This window comes from Enterobacter sp. fkY84-1, from assembly GCF_052974705.1.
Genome location: NZ_CP169393.1, coordinates 633,758 through 652,964, shown reverse-complemented (window position 1 = coordinate 652,964; position 19,207 = coordinate 633,758). Strand labels below are relative to the sequence as shown.

Sequence of the window (19,207 nt, the reverse complement as noted above, 5' to 3'; positions counted from 1 at the left end):
GATCAGTATACCGCTATTCGGTGATACGGCGATAGACAGTCGGTGTGGTTTCCGGCGCTTTATTGTCAAGCGTAATGGCCGCTTTCACCGCTTTCGCCGCTTCCTGCCAGCTGGCTTCATCTTTGGCGTGGATCACCGCCAGCGGACGTTGGCCGTCAACGCTGTCGCCCAGACGGGCCATATCGGTGAAGCCGACGCTGTAATCAATGGTATCTGACGCCTGACGACGGCCGCCGCCCATAGACACGACCGCCATACCCAGCGCGCGGGTATCCATTGCCGAGACAAACCCTTCGCTGTCGGCATACACCGCTTTGCTGAGCGTCGCGGTCGGCAGGTACTTCGCATAGTTTTCGACGAAGTCGGTTGGCCCTTTCTGCGCCGCAACCATGCGGCCAAAGATCTCCGCCGCTTTGCCGTTGTCCAGTACCGCCTGTAGCTTCGCGCGGGCGTCGGCGTCGTCTTTGGCAAGCTTGCCGGAGATTAACATCTCCACGCACAGCGCCATGGTGACGTCGAACAGACGCGGGTTGCGGTATTCCCCCGTCAGGAACTGGACGGCTTCACGCACTTCGACGGCGTTACCGGCGCTGGAAGCCAGCACCTGGTTCATGTCGGTGAGCAGTGCGGTAGTGCGCACGCCCGCGCCGTTGGAGACGCCAACGATCGCTTCGGCCAGCGCCTCAGAGAGTTCATAGGTTGGCATAAACGCGCCGCTGCCTACCTTCACGTCCATCACCAGCGCGTCCAGCCCTTCTGCCAGCTTCTTCGCCAGGATAGAGGCGGTGATCAGCGGGATGGAGTCAACGGTCGCGGTGATGTCGCGGGTCGCGTAGAAACGCTTGTCTGCCGGAGCAAGAGAGCTGGTCTGGCCGATAATCGCCACACCAACGTCTTTAATAATGTCGCGGAAGCGGTTGTCATCCGGGAAGATATCGAAGCCCGGAATGGCTTCCAGCTTGTCGAGCGTACCGCCGGTGTGGCCCAGGCCGCGCCCGGAGATCATCGGGATATAACCGCCACAGGCTGCCACCATGGGGCCAAGCATCAGGGAGGTCACGTCGCCCACGCCGCCGGTGGAGTGTTTATCCACAATCGGGCCGTTAAGGTTGAGGCTTTTCCAGTCCAGAACGGTTCCTGAATCTCGCATCGCCATGGTCAGCGACACGCGCTCAGGCATCGACATATCGTGGAAGAAAATGGTCATCGCCAGAGCCGCAATCTGCCCTTCTGAGACGGTGTTATCACGAATGCCGTTGATGAAGAAGCGGATCTCTTCGTCGCTTAATGCATGACCATCACGTTTTTTACGAATAATTTCTTGTGCGAGAAACACGGTAACCCCCATGAGGAATCGGGTGAATGGTGGCGGGTACGGTTTACCCGACCACGATCCGGGTAGGCCGGGTAAGCGTGGCGCCACCCGGCAATTCAAACTTAGTAGCTGCTTGCGCTCTTACCGTCGCCGTGACCCAGCGCTTTCAGCAGGCTGGCCAGCAGGCTGGAGGCGCCGAAGCGGTAGTGACGGGAATCGGCCCAGTCGGCGCCGAACAGCTCGTCGGCAATCGCCAGGAACTGCTGCGCGTCTTCCGCGGTACGCACGCCGCCCGCAGGTTTGAAGCCCACGGTTTTGGACACGCCCATGTCGCGGATCACTTCCATCATGATGCGCGCGCTTTCCGGGGTCGCATTTACCGGTACTTTACCGGTAGAGGTTTTAATGAAATCCGCACCGGCTTTGATGGAGATTTCAGAGGCTTTACGAATCAGCGCCTCTTCTTTCAGCTCGCCGGTTTCGATGATCACTTTCAGCAGCACGTTTGCCGCCGCACACGCGTCTTTACAGGCCTTCACCAGGTCAAAACCGACCTGCTCGTTGCCGGCGATCAGCGCGCGGTACGGGAACACCACGTCCACTTCGTCTGCGCCGTAGGCAATCGCCGCGCGGGTTTCTGCCAGCGCAATCTCGATATCATCGTTGCCATGCGGGAAGTTAGTGACGGTTGCAATGCGCACGTCCGGGGTGCCCTGCTCTTTCAGCGTCTTACGGGCAATCGGGATAAAGCGCGGGTAGATACAGACGGCTGCGGTGTTGCCCACCGGCGTTTTCGCCTGATGGCACAGAGCGATGACTTTCTCATTGGTGTCGTCATCGTTCAGGGTAGTCAGGTCCATCAGTTTCAACGCGCGCAGGCTGCTTGCAGTTAAATCGGTCATAACATTCTCCAACGGCAGTGCCGTATAAATTTTACCTTGCGGGTCTGTGAGTATTCTAACATCCACCCGCATCCACACTTCGACATTCATCACAGTTAATGAAAACTGCGTGCAAATTTGCATTACTGTAATGAGATCTTCTTCAAACTTTAGCGCGCATATTGCGGACTAAAGCAGCGATACCCCCTGTCGGATCAAAAGTGCCGACAGGCAGGCTTTCTACAATCCGTTCATCATCCGCAGAACACTCAAGGAAGCGAACATGTCCCACTCCAGCCCCGACGCCCTGCAACAACGTTGCCAGCAGATTGTGACAAGCCCGGTGTTATCCCCGGAACAAAAACGTCCTTTTCTGGCGCTGGAAGCGGAAAACAACCTGCCGTATCCGGCACTTCCTGAAGCTGCGCGCGCCGCGCTGGACGAGGGGTTCATCTGCGACATGTTCGAAGGCCATGCGCCTTACAAACCCCGTTACGTTCTGCCGGATTACGCAAAATTTCTGGCTAATGGTTCAGAATGGCTGGAGCTGGAAGGGGCAAAAGATCTCGACGACGCCCTCTCACTGTTAACCATCCTCTACCACCATGTTCCGTCCGTCACATCGATGCCGGTCTATCTCGGTCAGCTTGATGCGTTGCTGCAACCTTATGTTAGAATTCTAACACAAGAAGAAATCAATAGCCGAATAAAACGTTTCTGGCGCTATCTCGACCGTACGTTGCCCGATGCCTTTATGCATGCCAATATCGGGCCGGAAGATACCCCCGTCACGCGCGCCATTCTGCGTGCCGATGCAGAGCTGAAGCAGGTCGCGCCGAACCTGACCTTTATTTATGATCCAGCGATCACCCCGGATGATTTGCTGCTTGAGGTGGCGAAAAACATATGTGAATGCAGCAAACCGCATATTTGTAATGGCCCGGTGAATGATAAAATTTTCACAAAAGGCCATTACGGCGTAGTGAGCTGTTACAACTCCCTGCCTCTGGCAGGCGGTGGCAGCACCCTGGTGCGCCTCAACCTCAAGGCCATCGCCGAACACAGTACGTCAATGGAAGACTTCTTCAGCCGCGCCCTCCCGCATTACTGCCAGCAGCAAATGGCCATCATCGATGCCCGCTGCGATTTCCTGTATCAACAATCCGGCTTCTTTGAGAATAGCTTCCTGGTGAAAGAGGGGCTGATTGATGCCGATCGGTTTGTGCCGATGTTTGGCATGTACGGCCTGGCAGAAGCGGTAAACGTGCTCTGTGAGAAAGCCGGGATGACTGGGCGTTACGGCAAAGACGAGCAGGCCAACGCGCTGGGCTATCGCATCAGCGAACAGCTTGCGGCGTTTGTCGAAAACACGCCGGTGAAACACGGCTGGAAGCAGCGCGCGATGCTGCATGCGCAGTCGGGGATCAGCTCTGACTCGGGCACCACGCCGGGCGCGCGCCTGCCCTACGGCGACGAGCCGGATCCCATCAGCCACCTGCTGGCGGTGGCGCCGCACCACAAGCACTACGCTTCCGGGATCAGCGATATTTTGACGCTGGATGAGACGGTAAAACGTAACCCGCAGGCGGTGGTCCAGCTCTGTCTCGGCGCGTTCAGGGCGGGGATGCGCGAGTTTACCGCCAACGTCGCGGGTAACGATCTGGTGCGCGTTACCGGTTATATGGTGCGGTTGTCGGATCTGGAGAAGTACCGGGAAGCCGGATCGCGCACCAATACCACCTGGCTGGGTGAAGAAGCCGCGCGCAATACCCGTATTCTGGAACGTCAGCCGCGCGTGATAAGCCATGAACAGCAGATGCGCTTTAGTTAGTCAGGTCATCCCTTTTTCCTGCGTGGACGGGCCGGGCAGCCGCCTGGCCCTGTTCCTGCAGGGCTGCAACCTGCGCTGTAAAACCTGCCACAACCCGTGGACAATCGGCCGCTGCAACGACTGCGGGGACTGCGTGCCCCACTGCCCGCACGACGCGCTGACCATACAGGCGGGACGCGTCTGGTGGCAGGAGAGTGACTGCCAGCAGTGCGACACCTGCCTGCACCTGTGCCAGCAGCAGGCAACGCCTATGGCGCACCGCCTGAGCGTGGAGGAGATCCTTTCACAGATCCGCAAATCCGCACCGTTTATCGAGGGGATCACCGTGAGCGGCGGTGAGGCCACAACGCAATTGCCGTTTTTAGTGACGCTGTTCACCGCGATCAAAGCCGATCCTGCTCTGCATCATCTGACCTGCCTGGTCGACAGCAACGGTTTGTTAAGCGAAACCGGCTGGCAAAAGCTGCTGCCGGTACTGGATGGCGCGATGCTGGACCTGAAAGCATGGGGGAACGAACACCACCGCTTCCTGACCGGGCGCGAAAACCCGCAGATCAAGCAGAGTATCCGCTGGCTGGCAGATCGTAATCGTTTAACGGAGCTCCGCCTGCTGGTGATTCCGGAACAGTGTGATTATCTGGAACATCTGAAGCCGCTGACGGCGTTTATCCACGGGCTTGGAAACGTGCCGGTGCGCATCAACGCGTTTCATGCGCATGGCGTGTACGGCGAGGCGGCGTCATGGCGCAGCGCCACGCCGGAAGACGTTGAACCGCTGGCGCGGGCGCTGGAAAAACAGAAGATAACGGTGATCCGTCCGGCGCTTTATCTATAGCGTGATGCCAAATACCGAACGCGTATTTTCCAGCAGCGCACTGGCTATGGCCTCTTCAGTCTCTTTTCGCAGTTCGCACAGGGTGGCAAACACGCGCGCCGCCTGTTCCGGACGATTCGGCTGGCCCTGAAAACCGTTCAGCGGCATGTCCGGCGCGTCGGTTTCCAGCAGAAGCGCCGACAGCGGCAGCTGTGCCATCACGTCCCGGGTTTTGCTGGCGCGCGGATAGGTGATGGTGCCCCCAACGCCGATTTTGTAGCCCAGCTCGATAAAACGCTGCGCCTGCTGCAGGCTGCCTGAGAAACCATGCACGACGCCCTTACGCGGCAAATCGATACGCTTCAGGTGCATTGCCAGCTTATCGTGCGTGCGTCTTGAATGAAGGATCACCGGCAGATCGTGACGCTTCGCCAGCCTGAGCTGCGCGTCGAGGATCGTCTGCTGGCGCTCAAAATGCGGATGCTCGCGATAAAGATCGAGGCCGATCTCGCCGATGGCGACAAGCTTGTCGCCTGCGGTCTGCACTATCTCATCAAGTCGCTCAATGTCCTCATCCCGATGCCGCTCAATCACGATCGGATGCAGGCCGAGCGCCGCATAGAGCGCGGGGTGCTGTGCAGCAAGATCCAGCACCCGGGAAAAGTAAGCCGCTTCCACTGAAGGCACAATAATGGCCTGAACGCCTGCCTCGGCCGCTTTCGCAATGCTTTGCTCTTCATCTCCCGTAAACGGCGGGAAATCAAAGTGGCAATGGGTATCGACAAAGCGGTGCATCACGCCAGATCCTCGTTATCCAGTAAAGCGTCATTCGCCTGCGGAATGTCCACCAGCGGCACCGTCAGGGCGTCGTTGGCGACAATCGCAGGCGGCGTAATAATGCGTTTATGGCGATGAAGCGGCGGCTGCTCTGCCAGCATTTTCCCCACCGTCGCCAGGAAGTAGCGCCCGCACAGCCGCCCCGTTTTGTAATCCATGCGCAGCGCAGGAACGCGGCTGCCCAGCGCCATGCTCAGCAGCGGCTTAGGCGGATAAATTTCAAAAATACGCAGCTTGCCCGGCGGTTTCTCAATGAAGCGCTGCATCGCGCCGTAGGTGGTTTCATGCTGCTTCGCGATGTTCACCAGCGGCTGCAGGCTGCTGTCGCCCAGCCAGCGCTCCATCCGCTTAAACCACTGCGGGGTGTAATACATTTGCGACGGTACGGTACGGATCACCACAATGGTTTTCGCCCCGCGACGGGCGGCTTCCTGCACCGGCACCGCGTCACTGATCCCCCCGTCCAGATAGCTAATACCGTCCAGCAGGGCACCGGTACGATAAAAGCCGGGGATCGCGCTGGAGGCGCGGATAATGTCCAGCCAGTTCTCTTTCTGAGGCGAAAAATAGCCCGGCGAATAGTCATCGCCCCGGCTGGCACACATCCAGAATTCTTTACCGCTATCAAACAGACGGGCGGCAGTATCCATGGCCAGCGGCATCTGGCTGGAGGTTGACTCCAGCAGCCAGTCGAGATCGATCAGGTTGCCGCCGCGCACAAACCGCACCGGGTTAAAAAATTCTTTCGCCGTGGTGTAGCGCATGATGACCTTTCGCGCGTAGCCGGGCTGGTTACAGACATAGGCAGAGAGGTTCTGCGCCCCGGCAGAGGTGCCGAAGTAAAGGTCAAAGGGGTTGAACTGCGCGCGCATAAATTCGTCCAGCACGCCAGCGGTGAAAATGCCGCGCTGTCCGCCACCCTCGCAGACCAGCGCGAGTTGACCCGCGCGAAACGGTTTTAACGTCAGCGGCGCAATATTGCCGAGCGTAACGGGAATTCGTTGCCCCACCTCTGCTTTCCTGTTTTGATTATTTTATAACACCACAGTAACGCACCCGACCTGTTACGCAAATAAGAAAAAGCCAGTCACAGTGACTGGCTTTATTTTGTTGACGGAATATTGCGTTTGCTATGGACGTCGACGCCCTGTAAACAGGCTGACCAGGAACAGAATAATACCCACAACGAAGACAATTTTAGCTGCCCATGCCGCTGTACCTGCCAGTCCACCAAAGCCCAATGCGGCGGCAATTAACGCGATAACCAGAAATATAATGCCCCAACGAAACATAAGCTTCTCCTTTACCATAGTTAATGTCGGCCGCTAAACGTGAGCGCTCAGGTCACTCACCGGCGTTTTTCCAGAGTCGTTCTTATTTCGCCCGCAGGGTTTAGCCAGACGGGCGAATGGTCAAGATTTACTTCGTTTTCAGATCGTTTTTAACGCTTTTCACACCATCAATCGCCTTCGCGATGGACTCGGCACGTTCACTTTGCGCCTGCGAATCTACCGTACCGGAAAGCTGAACCACGCCATCGGTGGTTTCCACTTTCACCTTACGGGACGGCACGATGTCATCTGCTAAAAGTTTAGCTTTGATTTCGCTTGTGGTGGCTGCATCACCGGCATAACCTTTCACCGACGCGTTTTTGCCGTCACGGACGTGCAGCTTATCGCTGACGGAGGCGACGCCTTCGACGCCTTTCGCCACTTTCACCGCCTGTTCAGCCTGAGCCTGGCTTTCAACAAAGCCGCTCAGCGTGACCACTTTCTTGTCGGTCTTAACGGAAATATCGGTGCTCTTGATGGCTTCATCATCCACCAGTGCGGCCTTCACTTTTGCTGTGATAGAGCTGTCATCCATGAAATTGCCGACTTTATTCATAGAGCTATCGATTTTTTGCCCTGCGCTATCGGCCGTGGATTGTGCTTTATCCATGGTGCTGCTTTCCGCCAGGGCGGAGCCGCTCACCAGAACGCTACCCAGTGTTACAGCCAGCAGAGTTTTAGAAATCTTCAGTCTTGTCATATTCATCGATCTATTCCTGTGTTGACCCGTTATTCGGGCTACATACTTCCTTAGTAGTGATATATATTGCGAATAAACACACGAGCAAAATGGATAACCTAAAGCCATGCATTGAACAGTTAATTTATCCACGCCCGGTGTTAAACACTGAGTTAAATATAGATCACTCTCACAGAGCCGCTTTCAGAATTGGGTAAAAAATGGGCGAATAGCGTGAAATTGCGTTGAATTAAGAACATTCCGCAAGGGATTAATAAGACAGGAAATAAAGAAGAGCACAGCGAATGCCGTGCTCTGAGAGGGGATTAGTGCTCGCGGGTTTTACGGAACTGAACGTCCGGATAACGTTCCTGCGTCAGGTTCAGGTTGACCATCGTTGGCGCGATATAGGTCAGGTTATCGCCGCCATCCAGCGCCAGCTGAACTTCATTCTTACGCTTGAATTCTTCGAATTTCTTCACGTCAGAACACTCAACCCAGCGCGCGGTCGCGACGTTCACCGATTCGTAAATCGCTTCTACGTTGTATTCGCTCTTCAGGCGCGCAACGACCACGTCAAACTGCAGCACGCCGACCGCACCCACGATCAGATCGTTGTTCGCGATTGGGCGGAAGACCTGCACGGCGCCCTCTTCGGAGAGCTGAACCAGGCCTTTCAGCAGCTGTTTCTGCTTAAGCGGATCGCGCAGACGAATGCGACGGAACAGCTCCGGCGCGAAGTTCGGAATACCGGTGAACTTCATCATTTCGCCCTGGGTGAAGGTATCACCGATCTGGATGGTGCCGTGGTTGTGCAGCCCGATGATGTCGCCCGGATAGGCCTCTTCAACGTGCGAACGGTCACCCGCCATAAAGGTCAGCGCGTCGGAGATGACAACGTCTTTCCCGATACGCACCTGGCGCAGCTTCATGCCCTTTTCATACTTACCGGACACCACGCGCATAAAGGCCACGCGGTCACGGTGTTTCGGGTCCATGTTGGCCTGAATCTTAAACACGAAGCCGGTGAACTTCTCTTCTTTCGCTTCCACTTCACGGGTGTCGGTTTTGCGCGGCATCGGCTGCGGCGCCCACTCCACCAGACCGTCGAGCATGTGGTCAACGCCGAAGTTACCCAGTGCGGTACCGAAGAAGACCGGGGTAATTTCGCCGCTCAGGAACAGCTCTTTGTCGAATTCGTGAGACGCGCCCTTGACCAGCTCCAGCTCGTCGCGCAGCTGTGCGGCCAGCTCTTCGCCGACCGCCGCGTCCAGATCCGGGTTGTCCAGACCTTTCACGATGCGCACTTCCTGAATGGTGTGGCCTTTACCGGTCTGATACAGGTAGGTTTCGTCTTTATAGAGGTGATAAACCCCTTTGAACAGCTTACCGCAGCCAATTGGCCAGGTGATTGGCGCACAGGCGATCTTCAGCTCGTTTTCCACTTCATCCATCAGCTCCATCGGATCGCGGATGTCACGGTCGAGTTTGTTCATAAAGGTGAGGATCGGCGTATCGCGCAGACGGGTGACTTCCATCAGCTTACGGGTACGATCTTCTACACCTTTCGCGGCGTCGATCACCATCAGACAGCAGTCCACCGCCGTCAGGGTACGGTAGGTATCTTCGGAGAAGTCTTCGTGACCCGGGGTGTCCAGCAGGTTCACCAGGCAGTCGTGATACGGGAACTGCATCACGGAGGTGGTGATCGAAATACCACGCTGTTTTTCCATCTCCATCCAGTCGGATTTTGCATGCTGGCTGGAGCCACGGCCTTTAACGGTACCCGCAGTCTGAATCGCCTGTCCGAACAGCAACACCTTCTCAGTGATGGTCGTTTTACCGGCATCCGGGTGCGAGATAATGGCAAAAGTGCGGCGCTTGGCCACCTCTTGCAGATAAGGAGACAACGTCATAATTAAATCTTCTTTTATAAGCGCGGCAGCACGCCACGCATCATGGAATACAAAATTGCGGCTATTTTACCCATCAACGGGGGGCAGGCAATCATTGTTTACACAGGAGTTGCTCCAGTTCGTTCAACGACGTCACGGTCCAGGTCGGCTCGATGCCTTCAGGCTTCACGCGGCCATGCGCATTGAGCCAGACGGTCGACAGACCAGCCTTCATGCCGCCCAGAATATCTGACTCTGCGGTATCCCCCACCATCAGGACACGATCGCGGTCGGGATTGCCAGCCTGCGCCAGCGCGTAGTCGAAAATTCGCGGATCCGGCTTCGGCACGCCCACCTCTTCCGAGATCACCAGCGCGTCGAAATGATCGCGCAGACCGGTGCGCTCAAGGCGGATCTGCTGCAGGGCGGTAAAACCGTTGGTGATGATCCCCAGTTTCACCTTACCTTTCAACGCATTCAGCAGGGAAACCGCGCCCGGCAGGGGCGCACAAATATCGGCCATGGCGTTGAGGAAAGCCTCGTTCAGCGTTCCCGGACTGACCTTTAAGCGTTCCGCCCAGACGTCAAAGCGCTGGTGCTGAAGCTGTAACGCAGTGATGGCACCGTTCTGGTAATCCACCCACAGCGGTTTGTTGACCGCCTGATAGTCCTGAAAATCTTCAGCGGTGAAGGTTACGCTATAGTCGAGAAACATCCGCTGCAGGCCGCCGAACGAGTCGAACGTAAACAGCGTTTCGTCGGCATCAAAGAAAATCCAGTCCCATTTCATCGTTACAACCTTATTTTTTATTATCCAATCGGCAGAGCCATTATGATGGCGTCTTCACGTCCCTCTGCGGTGGGGTAGTAGTTACGGCGGATTGTCGCCTCGTTAAAGCCTAAGCTTTCATAGAGCGCGATGGCGGCGACATTCGACGCGCGCACCTCCAGCCACAGGGTGAAAACGTCACGGGTTTCGAGCTCACGGATGAGATGCTGAAGCAGTTCTCTTCCCAGCCCGCGGCGCTGAAACGCGGGATCAACCGCGATATTAAACAGCGTCGCTTCATCAAGAACAACCTGCGTGATCGCGAAAGCGGCCATGGTGCCGTCAACGTCCAGGCGGTAGTTCAGATACCGTTCGCCCTGATTGCTGGCGAAGGTTTTTTCGCTCCACGGAAACGCGTGGGCGCGTGTTTCAATCGCGAACGCGGTGGACAGGTCAGGCGTCGTGAGGGAAGAAATCGTGTTCATATTCGCAGATTTGTTGCCATAGCGCGCTGCGCGCTTTTGGGTTGGCTTTCAGTTCGTCCAGCGCTGGCGTGCAGATCTGGCTCCCCTGAAGAGAGATCTCATTTGCCTCTCCGATACGCCAGCTGTTACAGCGGCTATCAGGAGGCAGCATCGCGACACGCTCTGGCGTCAGCGGTAAAACCTGGTCGGCCGTCAGCTTCAGGCTGCGAAGGACATCATCGATCAGGGGGTCATTCAGGGCAGGCAGTTCTTCCGCCACCATCACCAGGCGAACGTGCGCCGGGATGGAGATAGCGATTTCGCCCTGCAACGCCGTCGGGCGACGCAAAGCCCACTGGGTAATGCCCAGCTGCTGCAACTGCCAGTCTCGTCGGGATGTCATAGGGAAAACTCCTGTCTCTCAGGCGCGCAAATATAGCAAATGTGTCGAAAGTGCGCCATCTACCTACTATAATCCCCGCCTGAGTTTATTGAGGAACAATTCATGTCTGCATTTACCCCGGCAAGTGAAGTCTTGCTGCGTCACAGTGATGATTTCGAAGAAAGCCGTATTCTGTTTGCCGGAGATATGCAGGATGACCTGCCCGCGCGTTTCGACTGTGCTGAAAGCCGTGCCCACACCCAATACTACCACCACTGGCAGGTGCTGAGCCGCCAGATGGGCGAGCGCGCGCGCTTTAGCCTGGTGGCAGAACAGGGCGACGTTGCCGACTGCGACACGCTGATCTACTACTGGCCGAAGAACAAACCGGAAGCCCAGTTCCAGCTGATGAACCTGCTCTCCCTGCTGCCGGTCGGCTGCGATATTTTCGTGGTCGGTGAAAACCGCAGCGGCGTGCGTAGCGCAGAACAGCTGCTGGAAGGCTATGCGCCGCTGAACAAAGTCGACAGCGCTCGCCGCTGTGGTCTGTACCATGGCCGTCTGGAAAAACAGACAACGTTTGATGCGCAGGCATACTGGGATGAGTACCAGCTTGACGGCCTGACCATCAAAACGCTGCCGGGCGTGTTCAGCCGCGATGCGCTGGATACGGGCAGCAAGCTGCTGCTTTCCACTCTGACGCCGCACACCAAAGGCAAAGTGCTGGATGTTGGCTGCGGCGCGGGCGTGCTCTCTACCGTGCTCGCCAGCCATTCGCCAAAGGTGCGCTTAACCCTGTGTGACGTGAGCGCCCCGGCGGTTGAAGCCAGCCGCGCAACGCTTGCCGCAAACGGCATTGAAGGCGAGGTGATTGCCAGCAACGTCTTCTCCGACATCACCGGTCGCTTCGACATGATCATCTCTAACCCGCCGTTCCATGACGGTATGGAGACCAGCCTGGAAGCAGCACAAACGCTGATCCGTGGTGCAGTCCGTCACCTCAACAGCGGCGGTGAGCTGCGTATCGTCGCGAACGCCTTCCTGGCGTACCCGAAAGTGCTGGACGAAACCTTTGGCTTCCACGAAGTCATCGCCCAGACCGGCCGCTTTAAGGTCTACCGCACCGTGATGACGCGTCAGGCCAAAAAGTAATCGCCTCCCTTGTAGGCCGGATACGCGAAAGCGCCATCCGGCTATACAGGGCGCGTCCATCGGCCATTTTTCCATCAATCAAGGCATCACGCGCACTTTTCTGTTGACGTAAAGCTGAAAACATCTAGAATGCGCCTCCGTGGTTACGATACTTTTACAGTATCGATGGTATGCGAAGGTGGCGGAATTGGTAGACGCGCTAGCTTCAGGTGTTAGTGTCCTTACGGATGTGGGGGTTCGAGTCCCCCCCCTCGCACCATAAATCACGATGATATTGCTCGCACTGGGCGAAGGTGGCGGAATTGGTAGACGCGCTAGCTTCAGGTGTTAGTGTCCTTACGGATGTGGGGGTTCGAGTCCCCCCCCTCGCACCAACGAGGCGATATCAACATAGCAATAAAGAGTAAGATGACTGTGCGAAGGTGGCGGAATTGGTAGACGCGCTAGCTTCAGGTGTTAGTGTCCTTACGGATGTGGGGGTTCGAGTCCCCCCCCTCGCACCAATTATCTTACAACCCCTCTGAATTTCTTCTTTATCCCTGTTATTTCAAACTCATCAGTATCACCAGAATTCCGCTGACCAGCGCGACACAGGATGGCAGTAAAACAAAGTGACGCAGTTGCTTATGCCAGATCATGCCTGACGTGACTAACAGTCCTGACGCGATGATGACTTTCCAGGTATCGAGAGAGAGATCGGCAAACGTCAAACCGCCGAGAATGGCTCCCGGTAGCAGTACCCCCCAACCACTGCCCAGCGCTCTGTTCAACATGCTTTTCCCTCTATCAACGATAATGATAACCAATATCATATAACAAAAATTATCATTTGCCAGCTGAATGAATCAAAATCCATCGACCTTTACCTTTCCCGTAATGACAGGAATTGTCTAAGGTGATAAATTGCGCACCTGTTAACAACGTCTAAAGATTTTCTGATAATTACTCTTTGAGTTTTTTGCATATTTTATTGCGAAATAACACCTATTTATCTGTTTTAATTAAATTTTAATAAAAACACGCGACTATGACATCACAATCCTGGCGGTCTTTGGTTCACAGAAAATATCAATTATCGTTACGTTTATTTTTATTTCTGAACGCAACTTCGGCAGTGTTCTCGGTAACAAATCCGCTCAATTCTGTACGCCTGTTTTCCGCCCCTCTGATTGCTATTTTCGCCATCAGTACTGGCCTGTTCGTCTGGCACTGGAGAAAGCGCGCGCGGAAGATAAATATTCCTGTCGTTTCAGGTATCTTCGGTATTTTGTGGGCCTGGCAAATTGTCTCCAAATTCGCCTTAATTACTCAGGACCATGCGACATATTTGCTAATTGCTCTTTTAACAGTACTTTTTATCGGCACGCTGGCGTTCGCCAGTAATATCAAAGCGTTTACGCTGCATTCATTGCCCACCTTTATTGTCTGCCTGTGGTTAAGCGATCACGATATATGGCTGCGAATGACCTATTCTTTCGCACTTCCTGTGGTGGCAATTGCTATTCATAACATTTTGCAAAGACGCAACGACCGTTTCGCTCAGGAGCTGCTCTCTCGCCTTCTGGAAGAACGAGAAACCCTTACCGACCTCAGCATGATGGACCCGCTTACCGGGCTCTATAATCGTCGCGGTCTGCAAAGCCGTCTGGAGAATCTGCCCACGGTAGAAAATGGCGAACACTTTGTCCTGCTGATGGATATCGACCACTTCAAAGCCTATAACGACCATTACGGCCATATGATGGGCGACCAGGCGCTGAAGCGCGTCTCTGCGGCAATCCGTGACGCCGTACGTTCTCGCGATATTGTGGCGCGTTTTGGTGGGGAAGAGTTTATGGTGCTGCTGACCAACATTTCACTCGAACACGCTCGCCAGACGGCCGAGCGGATCCGTCAGAAAGTGTATGATTTGAAAATCCCGCATCTGTTTAACGAAAGCGTCGCGACAAACGTCACTATCAGCATTGGCATCGCCATTTTCGAGGATGAAGACGTGGAAGGCGCGCTGGAAAAAGCGGACAAAGCCCTCTATGAAGCAAAGCATATGGGACGCAATAACATTCTGCTAAGCGAAGAGATTCAGACGGCATAAACCTACCGACGAGGTCACCAGGACAAAAGTCTTGCCATTGGTATGAGCAATAGTTAGGATTGGCAATCATTATCATTTAGATTTCTATCTATACTATGGCCACGCATACCGCACACATCGTCGAACCTCTCCTCTGGCGAGCGCCGCTCACCTGCGGGAATGCTTCGCTTGCAGATGCGATACGGGAAAAGATTGCGGAAACGCGTGCCCACCTGCTGGACTTTATCCGGCTTGATGAAGCGCCCCCGTCCCACGCGATGACGCTCTCAGAGTGGCGCCAACCGTCTAAGCTGCAATCACTGCTGGCCACCTATTCCGACCATATTTATCGCAATCAGCCTACCCTTACGCGGGAAAATAAACCCCTGCTCTCCCTCTGGGCGCAGTGGTATATCGGGCTGATGGTGCCTCCGCTCATGCTGGCGCTGTTAACACAGAAGAGCATGCTTGAACTCTCGCCGGATAATTTCCACGTCGAGTTTCACGAAACCGGACGTGCAGCCTGTTTCTGGATTGATCTCCACGAAGACCAGAGCGCTGAACGCCTGACGGCTCAGGAACGTATGGAGCGGCTCGTCACGCAGGCTCTGATCCCGGTGGTGGAAGCGCTGGAAGCGACGGGAGAGATTAACGGGAAGCTTATCTGGAGCAATACGGGCTATTTAATCCACTGGTATTTAACGGAAATGAAGCCGCTTCTCGGTGATGAGAACGTTGAGGCCCTGCGTCAGTCCTGTTTCTTTGCAAAGCAGCTTTCCGATGGCCGGGACAATCCGCTATTCCGTACCGTCGTGCTCCGTGATGGGCTTCTGGTTCGCCGCACCTGCTGCCAGCGCTATCGCCTGCCGGACGTTAAGCAGTGTGGGGATTGCACGCTCAAGTAGAGCAGTGAATTGCCCGGTGGCGCTTCGCTTACCGGGCCGACAAAAACAAAAACGGCAACCTGAGTTGCCGTTTTGCTTTTACCTAGGCCACCTGCTGATTGTCCTCTTCCGCGCTACGCTGCGCTTCTTCCGCTTCCTGCTCCAGCAGCTGCTTCTCATACACTTTGAAGAACGGGAAGTAGATGATCGCCGATACGCAGGCCAGAACCACAACCAGAATCGCCGCGCGGAAATCCCAGCCCAGGGCCCACGCTGCGCCTATCGGCGCCGGTGCCGTCCAGGGAACCACGGAGATGACACGCCCAATCAAATCAAAGGTCATCGCCGCCCACGCCAGCACGGCGTTAACCATCGGTGCCAGCAGGAACGGGATAAAGAACACCGGGTTCATCACGATTGGCGTACCGAAAATGACCGGCTCGTTGATGTTAAAGAAGCTGGGTACCACGCTCAAACGCCCGATAGAGCGTAAATGCGCTGAACGGCTACGCAGATAGCAAATCACCAATCCCATCGTGGCGCCCGACCCGCCAATCACGATAAAGAACGTCCAGAACGCTTCCATAAAAATATGCGGCAAAGGCTGACCGGCGGCCAGCGCGGTCTGGTTTGCGCCAAGGTTCGTCAACCAGAACATCTGCAACATTCCGGAGACGATGGCGGCGCCGTGGATCCCGGCGAACCAGAGCAGATGACCAATCAACACGGCCAGCAGGATCGCAGGCAGGGAATCTGCCGCGGAAACCAGAGGTTTAAAGACTGACATAATGGCCTGCGGGATCAGCATGCCAAACTGAGACTGAATCACCAGGCTCAGAGGATAGAGGGTCAACACCACCACCAGCACCGGGATCAGCAGATCAAAAGAGTTTTTGATCATCGGCGGGACCTGCTCCGGCAGACGAATGCCGATGTTATGCGCTTTGAGGAAACGCATCATCTCAACGCAATAAATCGCCACCAGAATCGCGGTAAAAATGCCCGTGCCACCCAGACTGTCGACAGGGAGCGTGCCTTTGGTTTTCGGTGCCGCGACCAGCAGAAACGCCATCAGCGACAGCATGGCGCACATAAAGGGGTCCAGCTGGTGAGATTTGACGTAGTGTTTGCCAAGGTTATAGGCAATGGCGGCACAGATATAAATGGACATGATGCCCATCGTCATATCAAACGGCGTCAGGATTTGGCCTTCAAACTGCTTCGCCATATCCAGCCAGGCGCGGGCGAAACCCCAGGTGGTATCAGGCGAAAAAGGTGGGTAAGCAAAGACTAACAAAAAAGAACCCACAATCATAAACGGCATCGCGGAGATGAACCCGTCACGAATCGCCATAACGTGACGCTGGGAAGAGATCCGCCCGGCTATCGGGCTGACGTAATTTTCGACGAAACGGAATATCAGATTAAACGCAGCATGGTTGGCAGACATGGCAGATCTCCTGTCAGACGTTTGTTACGGGCACATACGCACCGCACGTTGTTCCATACATCAGCTTCACAACCTTGCTGGCTTGCCAACCAGCGGTACTGCTCAGACGAAATGGTTTCATATTTGGCTCTTATTATTGGATACAGGGGACGTTACGTACTCAGTATTAATCTACGCTCCGCGCTCTGCAACCGGTTACTGTAACCGGTTTCCGTGATTGTGAAGAGGATCCAGAAATCAGCCGTTTGGGGTATTTGTTACTTAAGAGATATTTACAGAGCATAAATTCTTATGACAGATTACGCAGGATATTTGTCAGGAGGAAACAATGAGTTTGCAGTCTGTACAGCAGTTTTTTGCCGACAACGCGCCGGATATAGACGTTATTGAGCTTAGTCAAAGTACTGCTACCGTTGCGTTGGCTGCTGCCGCCCATCGTGTCGAGCCGGGACAAATCGCCAAGACCCTTTCACTCAAGGTTAAAAATGAGGTGATCCTGGTGGTGGCGAAAGGCGACGCGCGTCTGGATAACAAAAAGCTCAAAGACACGTTCGGTGCCAAAGCGCGCATGCTCAGCAGTGATGAAGTGGTGACCATTACCGGTCATCCCGTTGGCGGTGTATGTCCGTTCGGACTGGAAAACCCGCTCGCGGTATATTGCGATATCTCTTTGAAGCAGTACGCCGAAGTGCTGCCCGCCGCAGGCGCAATTCACAGCGCTGTGCGCATTTCACCTGACAGAATGGCAGAACTGACTTCCGCAAAATGGGTGGATGTCTGTATCTGATTGACGCGCCAGAGTGTATCTGGCGCGCAAAAGACGGGTTATAAAAATGTGGGCGTGAGGAGAGCCAAACATTGCGGCTCTCTTGCAGGAAGATGCGTAATAATATCCGCCGCATCGAGCAACCCTACGTCTGAATTCACGCCCAGTTTCACCATCGCATTAAACTTATGTGCCCGAATGGTCTTAATATTCCGTTCAAGCTGTGCCGCGATTTCAGGGATGGAATACCCGCAGGACATATAACGCAATATTGCCCGTTCTGTGGGGCTTAGCATCCTGTTCTGACTCCGGTACCAGTGATTCAGCATATTGTCATTGATGCGCAGCGTTTCGCTCAGCAACTCCACGAGTTCCTTCTGCAGATGCTCAAGCGTCACCGATTTACTGACTACTCCGTGCAGGCGCGATGGCGAAAGATGGCTAATTAACCGTGCTTCCATCTCGTCAGAAACCAAAATGATGCGCTGGATATGACCGTGCGTAAACGCCAGATCCCGCAGGTGCGCCAGGCAGTTACGGCGCTCCTCTCGCGCATCGGAAAGGGAGTAGATCAGTGAGAAAAAATTAACGTGATGAAGTGCATTCTTAAAACTGTCAAATTCACTAAACAGGTGAAGCTGATAATGGCTCAGGCCGGGCATCGCAAAAAGATGCTGTAGCCCGACGGCACTCATCGCGCAATTTTCGATGATGGCGATATGTCTTGTTGAATCGGTTTTTTCCATTCCTCGAACTCTCCATAGGCTGATAGCAAACTCAGCTCTCTCATTCCCTGTGTACTGTTGATCCAGGCATACATATCCGCATTACTTCGTAATGACAGCCGTCGCATCGCACTGTTTTTCTGCGCACTGATGGTTTTATTGCTCTTCTTGAGCAATGTGGCGATTTGGTTAATCCCCCATCCTTTCCCTAACAGACGCAGGACCTTACGTTCGGAGTGCGTGAGCACGATAACGTGTTCATTTTCATTCTCCGTACTCTGTGGTTCCGGAGTTAATAACGTCTGGCTAATCCGCTCTGCCCGCTCGCTACCGGCCCGAATAGCGTTAACCACGCCTTCAATAGGCTCCATGTCAGAAAGCAACGTGCTTTCCGGGCGCATAAGTAACTCAACCGCAATAGGGTAAAGCGGCCGCGAGACTAAAAAGATCCAGTGAATATCCCGGTATTGATTCAATAAACCGTAATACTCTTCAAGCGCCCCCCGAGGGTTTCTGTATTCGCCTGAAATATCGGCAATAATGACGTCCGCGCGGCGCAACTGGAGCAGCGTTAATTCCTGCAATGAGCGGCAATAGCTCAATTCAAATTCGGGGAAATGACGTGCCATCAGGCCCCCTAACCCGTTTTGCATCACGGGCATCCGGCTAATGACAACGCCATGCTTACCATGCAATGACAACATAGACCCTCCGTGTCCATTTTTCATTTGATGAGTAACGTTAAAACGCATCAACGTATGAGTATTTTCGTCCCTGAGTGTAAGACTGGTTAATACAAGCAGAAGATGAGATGTATGCTTAGTTTAAGAAATGCCTAAACAGCAGTAATATCTCACAAAGCGAAACAAAAATTAATTGTGGAGACATTAAAATAACGACAATATAAAATTAGAATAACTAAATACAAATATTTTATATTTTGGTATTTATAATTCATGGT

At 54.5% G+C, this 19,207-nt stretch carries 20 protein-coding genes and 3 tRNA genes; 9 read left to right on the top strand and 14 right to left on the bottom strand.

The genetic code is table 11. The features are described from left to right. Positions 1-13: 13 nt before the first annotated feature. A complete protein-coding gene (deoA, locus tag ACEPLT_RS03110) occupies positions 14-1,336 on the bottom strand; it encodes a thymidine phosphorylase (RefSeq protein ID WP_021240582.1) in 1,323 nt (440 codons plus the stop codon). Positions 1,337-1,437: 101 nt separating this feature from the next. Beyond that, complete coding sequence (gene deoC / locus ACEPLT_RS03105; protein WP_003856543.1) at positions 1,438-2,217, bottom strand: deoxyribose-phosphate aldolase; 780 nt, start codon at positions 2,215-2,217, stop codon at positions 1,438-1,440. Positions 2,218-2,479: 262 nt separating this feature from the next. Here deoC and ACEPLT_RS03100 point away from each other — a divergent pair, with 262 nt between their 5' ends. Both ACEPLT_RS03100 and ACEPLT_RS03095 read left to right on the top strand, forming a co-directional pair. After that, positions 2,480-4,027, top strand: coding sequence for a YjjI family glycine radical enzyme (locus ACEPLT_RS03100; RefSeq protein ID WP_232928504.1), 1,548 nt, complete (start codon positions 2,480-2,482; stop codon positions 4,025-4,027). Next, a complete protein-coding gene (locus ACEPLT_RS03095; protein ID WP_232928506.1) occupies positions 4,002-4,862 on the top strand; it encodes a YjjW family glycine radical enzyme activase in 861 nt (286 codons plus the stop codon). Before ACEPLT_RS03100 ends, ACEPLT_RS03095 begins: the two co-directional genes overlap by 26 nt. On the opposite strand, the gene ACEPLT_RS03090 is transcribed toward ACEPLT_RS03095, so the two are convergent. The 8 genes from ACEPLT_RS03090 to ACEPLT_RS03055 form a co-directional block, all read right to left on the bottom strand. Beyond that, a complete protein-coding gene (locus tag ACEPLT_RS03090) occupies positions 4,857-5,639 on the bottom strand; it encodes a TatD family hydrolase (protein ID WP_074173162.1) in 783 nt (260 codons plus the stop codon). The two genes, ACEPLT_RS03095 and ACEPLT_RS03090, sit on opposite strands and share 6 nt — an antisense overlap. Then, on the bottom strand, positions 5,636-6,688 hold the full coding sequence (locus ACEPLT_RS03085) for a patatin-like phospholipase family protein (protein WP_008502074.1): 1,053 nt from the start codon (positions 6,686-6,688) through the stop codon (positions 5,636-5,638). The genes ACEPLT_RS03090 and ACEPLT_RS03085 overlap by 4 nt, the downstream gene beginning before the upstream one ends. 120 nt (positions 6,689-6,808) lie before the next feature. Continuing rightward, the gene (locus ACEPLT_RS03080; RefSeq protein WP_003856556.1) at positions 6,809-6,970 is read right to left on the bottom strand and encodes a DUF1328 domain-containing protein; all 162 of its coding nucleotides are present in this window, start codon (positions 6,968-6,970) and stop codon (positions 6,809-6,811) included. A gap of 127 nt (positions 6,971-7,097) precedes the next feature. Further along, positions 7,098-7,715: a molecular chaperone OsmY gene (gene osmY, locus ACEPLT_RS03075; protein ID WP_008502075.1), complete on the bottom strand. Its 618-nt coding sequence runs from the start codon at positions 7,713-7,715 to the stop codon at positions 7,098-7,100. 299 nt (positions 7,716-8,014) lie between these two features. Beyond that, entirely contained in the window at positions 8,015-9,604 is a 1,590-nt protein-coding gene (gene prfC, locus ACEPLT_RS03070; RefSeq protein ID WP_008502076.1) for a peptide chain release factor 3, read from the bottom strand. 91 nt (positions 9,605-9,695) lie between these two features. Then, positions 9,696-10,373: a pyrimidine 5'-nucleotidase gene (gene yjjG / locus ACEPLT_RS03065; protein WP_008502077.1), complete on the bottom strand. Its 678-nt coding sequence runs from the start codon at positions 10,371-10,373 to the stop codon at positions 9,696-9,698. Between the two features lie 20 nt (positions 10,374-10,393). Beyond that, positions 10,394-10,837 (bottom strand): ribosomal protein S18-alanine N-acetyltransferase, encoded by a 444-nt coding sequence (gene rimI / locus ACEPLT_RS03060; protein WP_447088328.1) that lies wholly within the window; start codon positions 10,835-10,837, stop codon positions 10,394-10,396. After that, positions 10,806-11,219 carry a DNA polymerase III subunit psi gene (locus ACEPLT_RS03055; RefSeq protein WP_032675908.1) on the bottom strand — a complete coding sequence of 138 codons (414 nt, stop codon included), beginning with the start codon at positions 11,217-11,219 and terminating at the stop codon, positions 10,806-10,808. The genes rimI and ACEPLT_RS03055 overlap by 32 nt, the downstream gene beginning before the upstream one ends. A 102-nt stretch (positions 11,220-11,321) precedes the next feature. On the opposite strand from ACEPLT_RS03055, the gene rsmC reads away from it, so the two are divergent. The 4 genes from rsmC (at position 11,322) to ACEPLT_RS03035 (ending at position 12,853) form a co-directional block, all read left to right on the top strand. Beyond that, positions 11,322-12,350, top strand: a complete 1,029-nt coding sequence (gene rsmC, locus ACEPLT_RS03050; RefSeq protein ID WP_126287595.1) for a 16S rRNA (guanine(1207)-N(2))-methyltransferase RsmC — start codon at positions 11,322-11,324, stop codon at positions 12,348-12,350. A gap of 172 nt (positions 12,351-12,522) precedes the next feature. Continuing rightward, positions 12,523-12,609, top strand: a tRNA-Leu gene (locus tag ACEPLT_RS03045). A gap of 28 nt (positions 12,610-12,637) precedes the next feature. Next, positions 12,638-12,724: transfer RNA gene (locus ACEPLT_RS03040), tRNA-Leu, on the top strand. A 42-nt stretch (positions 12,725-12,766) separates the two neighbouring features. Beyond that, positions 12,767-12,853: transfer RNA gene (locus ACEPLT_RS03035), tRNA-Leu, on the top strand. A 39-nt stretch (positions 12,854-12,892) separates the two neighbouring features. Here ACEPLT_RS03035 and ACEPLT_RS03030 read toward each other — a convergent pair. Next, a complete protein-coding gene (locus ACEPLT_RS03030; protein ID WP_175441116.1) occupies positions 12,893-13,162 on the bottom strand; it encodes a DUF1435 domain-containing protein in 270 nt (89 codons plus the stop codon). 215 nt (positions 13,163-13,377) lie between these two features. Between ACEPLT_RS03030 and ACEPLT_RS03025 the strand changes: the two genes are divergently transcribed. Continuing rightward, positions 13,378-14,442 carry a GGDEF domain-containing protein gene (locus ACEPLT_RS03025; protein WP_008502082.1) on the top strand — a complete coding sequence of 355 codons (1,065 nt, stop codon included), beginning with the start codon at positions 13,378-13,380 and terminating at the stop codon, positions 14,440-14,442. 95 nt (positions 14,443-14,537) lie between these two features. Next, positions 14,538-15,326: a siderophore-iron reductase FhuF gene (gene fhuF, locus ACEPLT_RS03020; protein ID WP_126287594.1), complete on the top strand. Its 789-nt coding sequence runs from the start codon at positions 14,538-14,540 to the stop codon at positions 15,324-15,326. An 82-nt stretch (positions 15,327-15,408) separates the two neighbouring features. Here the strand turns inward: fhuF and ACEPLT_RS03015 are convergent, their stop codons facing one another. Next, positions 15,409-16,755 (bottom strand): PTS sugar transporter subunit IIC, encoded by a 1,347-nt coding sequence (locus ACEPLT_RS03015; RefSeq protein WP_032675905.1) that lies wholly within the window; start codon positions 16,753-16,755, stop codon positions 15,409-15,411. A gap of 328 nt (positions 16,756-17,083) precedes the next feature. Here ACEPLT_RS03015 and ACEPLT_RS03010 point away from each other — a divergent pair, with 328 nt between their 5' ends. Beyond that, complete coding sequence (locus tag ACEPLT_RS03010; RefSeq protein ID WP_008502085.1) at positions 17,084-17,542, top strand: YbaK/EbsC family protein; 459 nt, start codon at positions 17,084-17,086, stop codon at positions 17,540-17,542. Between the two features lie 38 nt (positions 17,543-17,580). Here the strand turns inward: ACEPLT_RS03010 and bglJ are convergent, their stop codons facing one another. Then, complete coding sequence (gene bglJ, locus ACEPLT_RS03005) at positions 17,581-18,216, bottom strand: DNA-binding transcriptional activator BglJ (RefSeq protein WP_032622978.1); 636 nt, start codon at positions 18,214-18,216, stop codon at positions 17,581-17,583. Continuing rightward, positions 18,213-18,950, bottom strand: coding sequence for a helix-turn-helix transcriptional regulator (locus ACEPLT_RS03000; protein WP_232928508.1), 738 nt, complete (start codon positions 18,948-18,950; stop codon positions 18,213-18,215). The genes bglJ and ACEPLT_RS03000 overlap by 4 nt, the downstream gene beginning before the upstream one ends. Positions 18,951-19,207 lie beyond the last annotated feature (257 nt).

Coding starts and splice junctions, on each gene's coding strand:
- deoC (WP_003856543.1), bottom strand. CDS start 2,217: ATGACCGATTTAACTGCAAGCAGCCTGCGCGCGTTGAAACTGATGGAC.
- ACEPLT_RS03100 (WP_232928504.1), top strand. CDS start 2,480: ATGTCCCACTCCAGCCCCGACGCCCTGCAACAACGTTGCCAGCAGATT.
- ACEPLT_RS03095 (WP_232928506.1), top strand. CDS start 4,002: ATGAACAGCAGATGCGCTTTAGTTAGTCAGGTCATCCCTTTTTCCTGC.
- ACEPLT_RS03080 (WP_003856556.1), bottom strand. CDS start 6,970: ATGTTTCGTTGGGGCATTATATTTCTGGTTATCGCGTTAATTGCCGCC.
- osmY (WP_008502075.1), bottom strand. CDS start 7,715: ATGAATATGACAAGACTGAAGATTTCTAAAACTCTGCTGGCTGTAACA.
- prfC (WP_008502076.1), bottom strand. CDS start 9,604: ATGACGTTGTCTCCTTATCTGCAAGAGGTGGCCAAGCGCCGCACTTTT.
- yjjG (WP_008502077.1), bottom strand. CDS start 10,373: ATGAAATGGGACTGGATTTTCTTTGATGCCGACGAAACGCTGTTTACG.
- rimI (WP_447088328.1), bottom strand. CDS start 10,837: ATGAACACGATTTCTTCCCTCACGACGCCTGACCTGTCCACCGCGTTC.
- ACEPLT_RS03055 (WP_032675908.1), bottom strand. CDS start 11,219: ATGACATCCCGACGAGACTGGCAGTTGCAGCAGCTGGGCATTACCCAG.
- rsmC (WP_126287595.1), top strand. CDS start 11,322: ATGTCTGCATTTACCCCGGCAAGTGAAGTCTTGCTGCGTCACAGTGAT.
- ACEPLT_RS03030 (WP_175441116.1), bottom strand. CDS start 13,162: ATGATATTGGTTATCATTATCGTTGATAGAGGGAAAAGCATGTTGAAC.
- ACEPLT_RS03025 (WP_008502082.1), top strand. CDS start 13,378: ATGACATCACAATCCTGGCGGTCTTTGGTTCACAGAAAATATCAATTA.
- fhuF (WP_126287594.1), top strand. CDS start 14,538: ATGGCCACGCATACCGCACACATCGTCGAACCTCTCCTCTGGCGAGCG.
- ACEPLT_RS03015 (WP_032675905.1), bottom strand. CDS start 16,755: ATGTCTGCCAACCATGCTGCGTTTAATCTGATATTCCGTTTCGTCGAA.
- ACEPLT_RS03010 (WP_008502085.1), top strand. CDS start 17,084: ATGAGTTTGCAGTCTGTACAGCAGTTTTTTGCCGACAACGCGCCGGAT.
- bglJ (WP_032622978.1), bottom strand. CDS start 18,216: ATGAGTGCCGTCGGGCTACAGCATCTTTTTGCGATGCCCGGCCTGAGC.
- ACEPLT_RS03000 (WP_232928508.1), bottom strand. CDS start 18,950: ATGTTGTCATTGCATGGTAAGCATGGCGTTGTCATTAGCCGGATGCCC.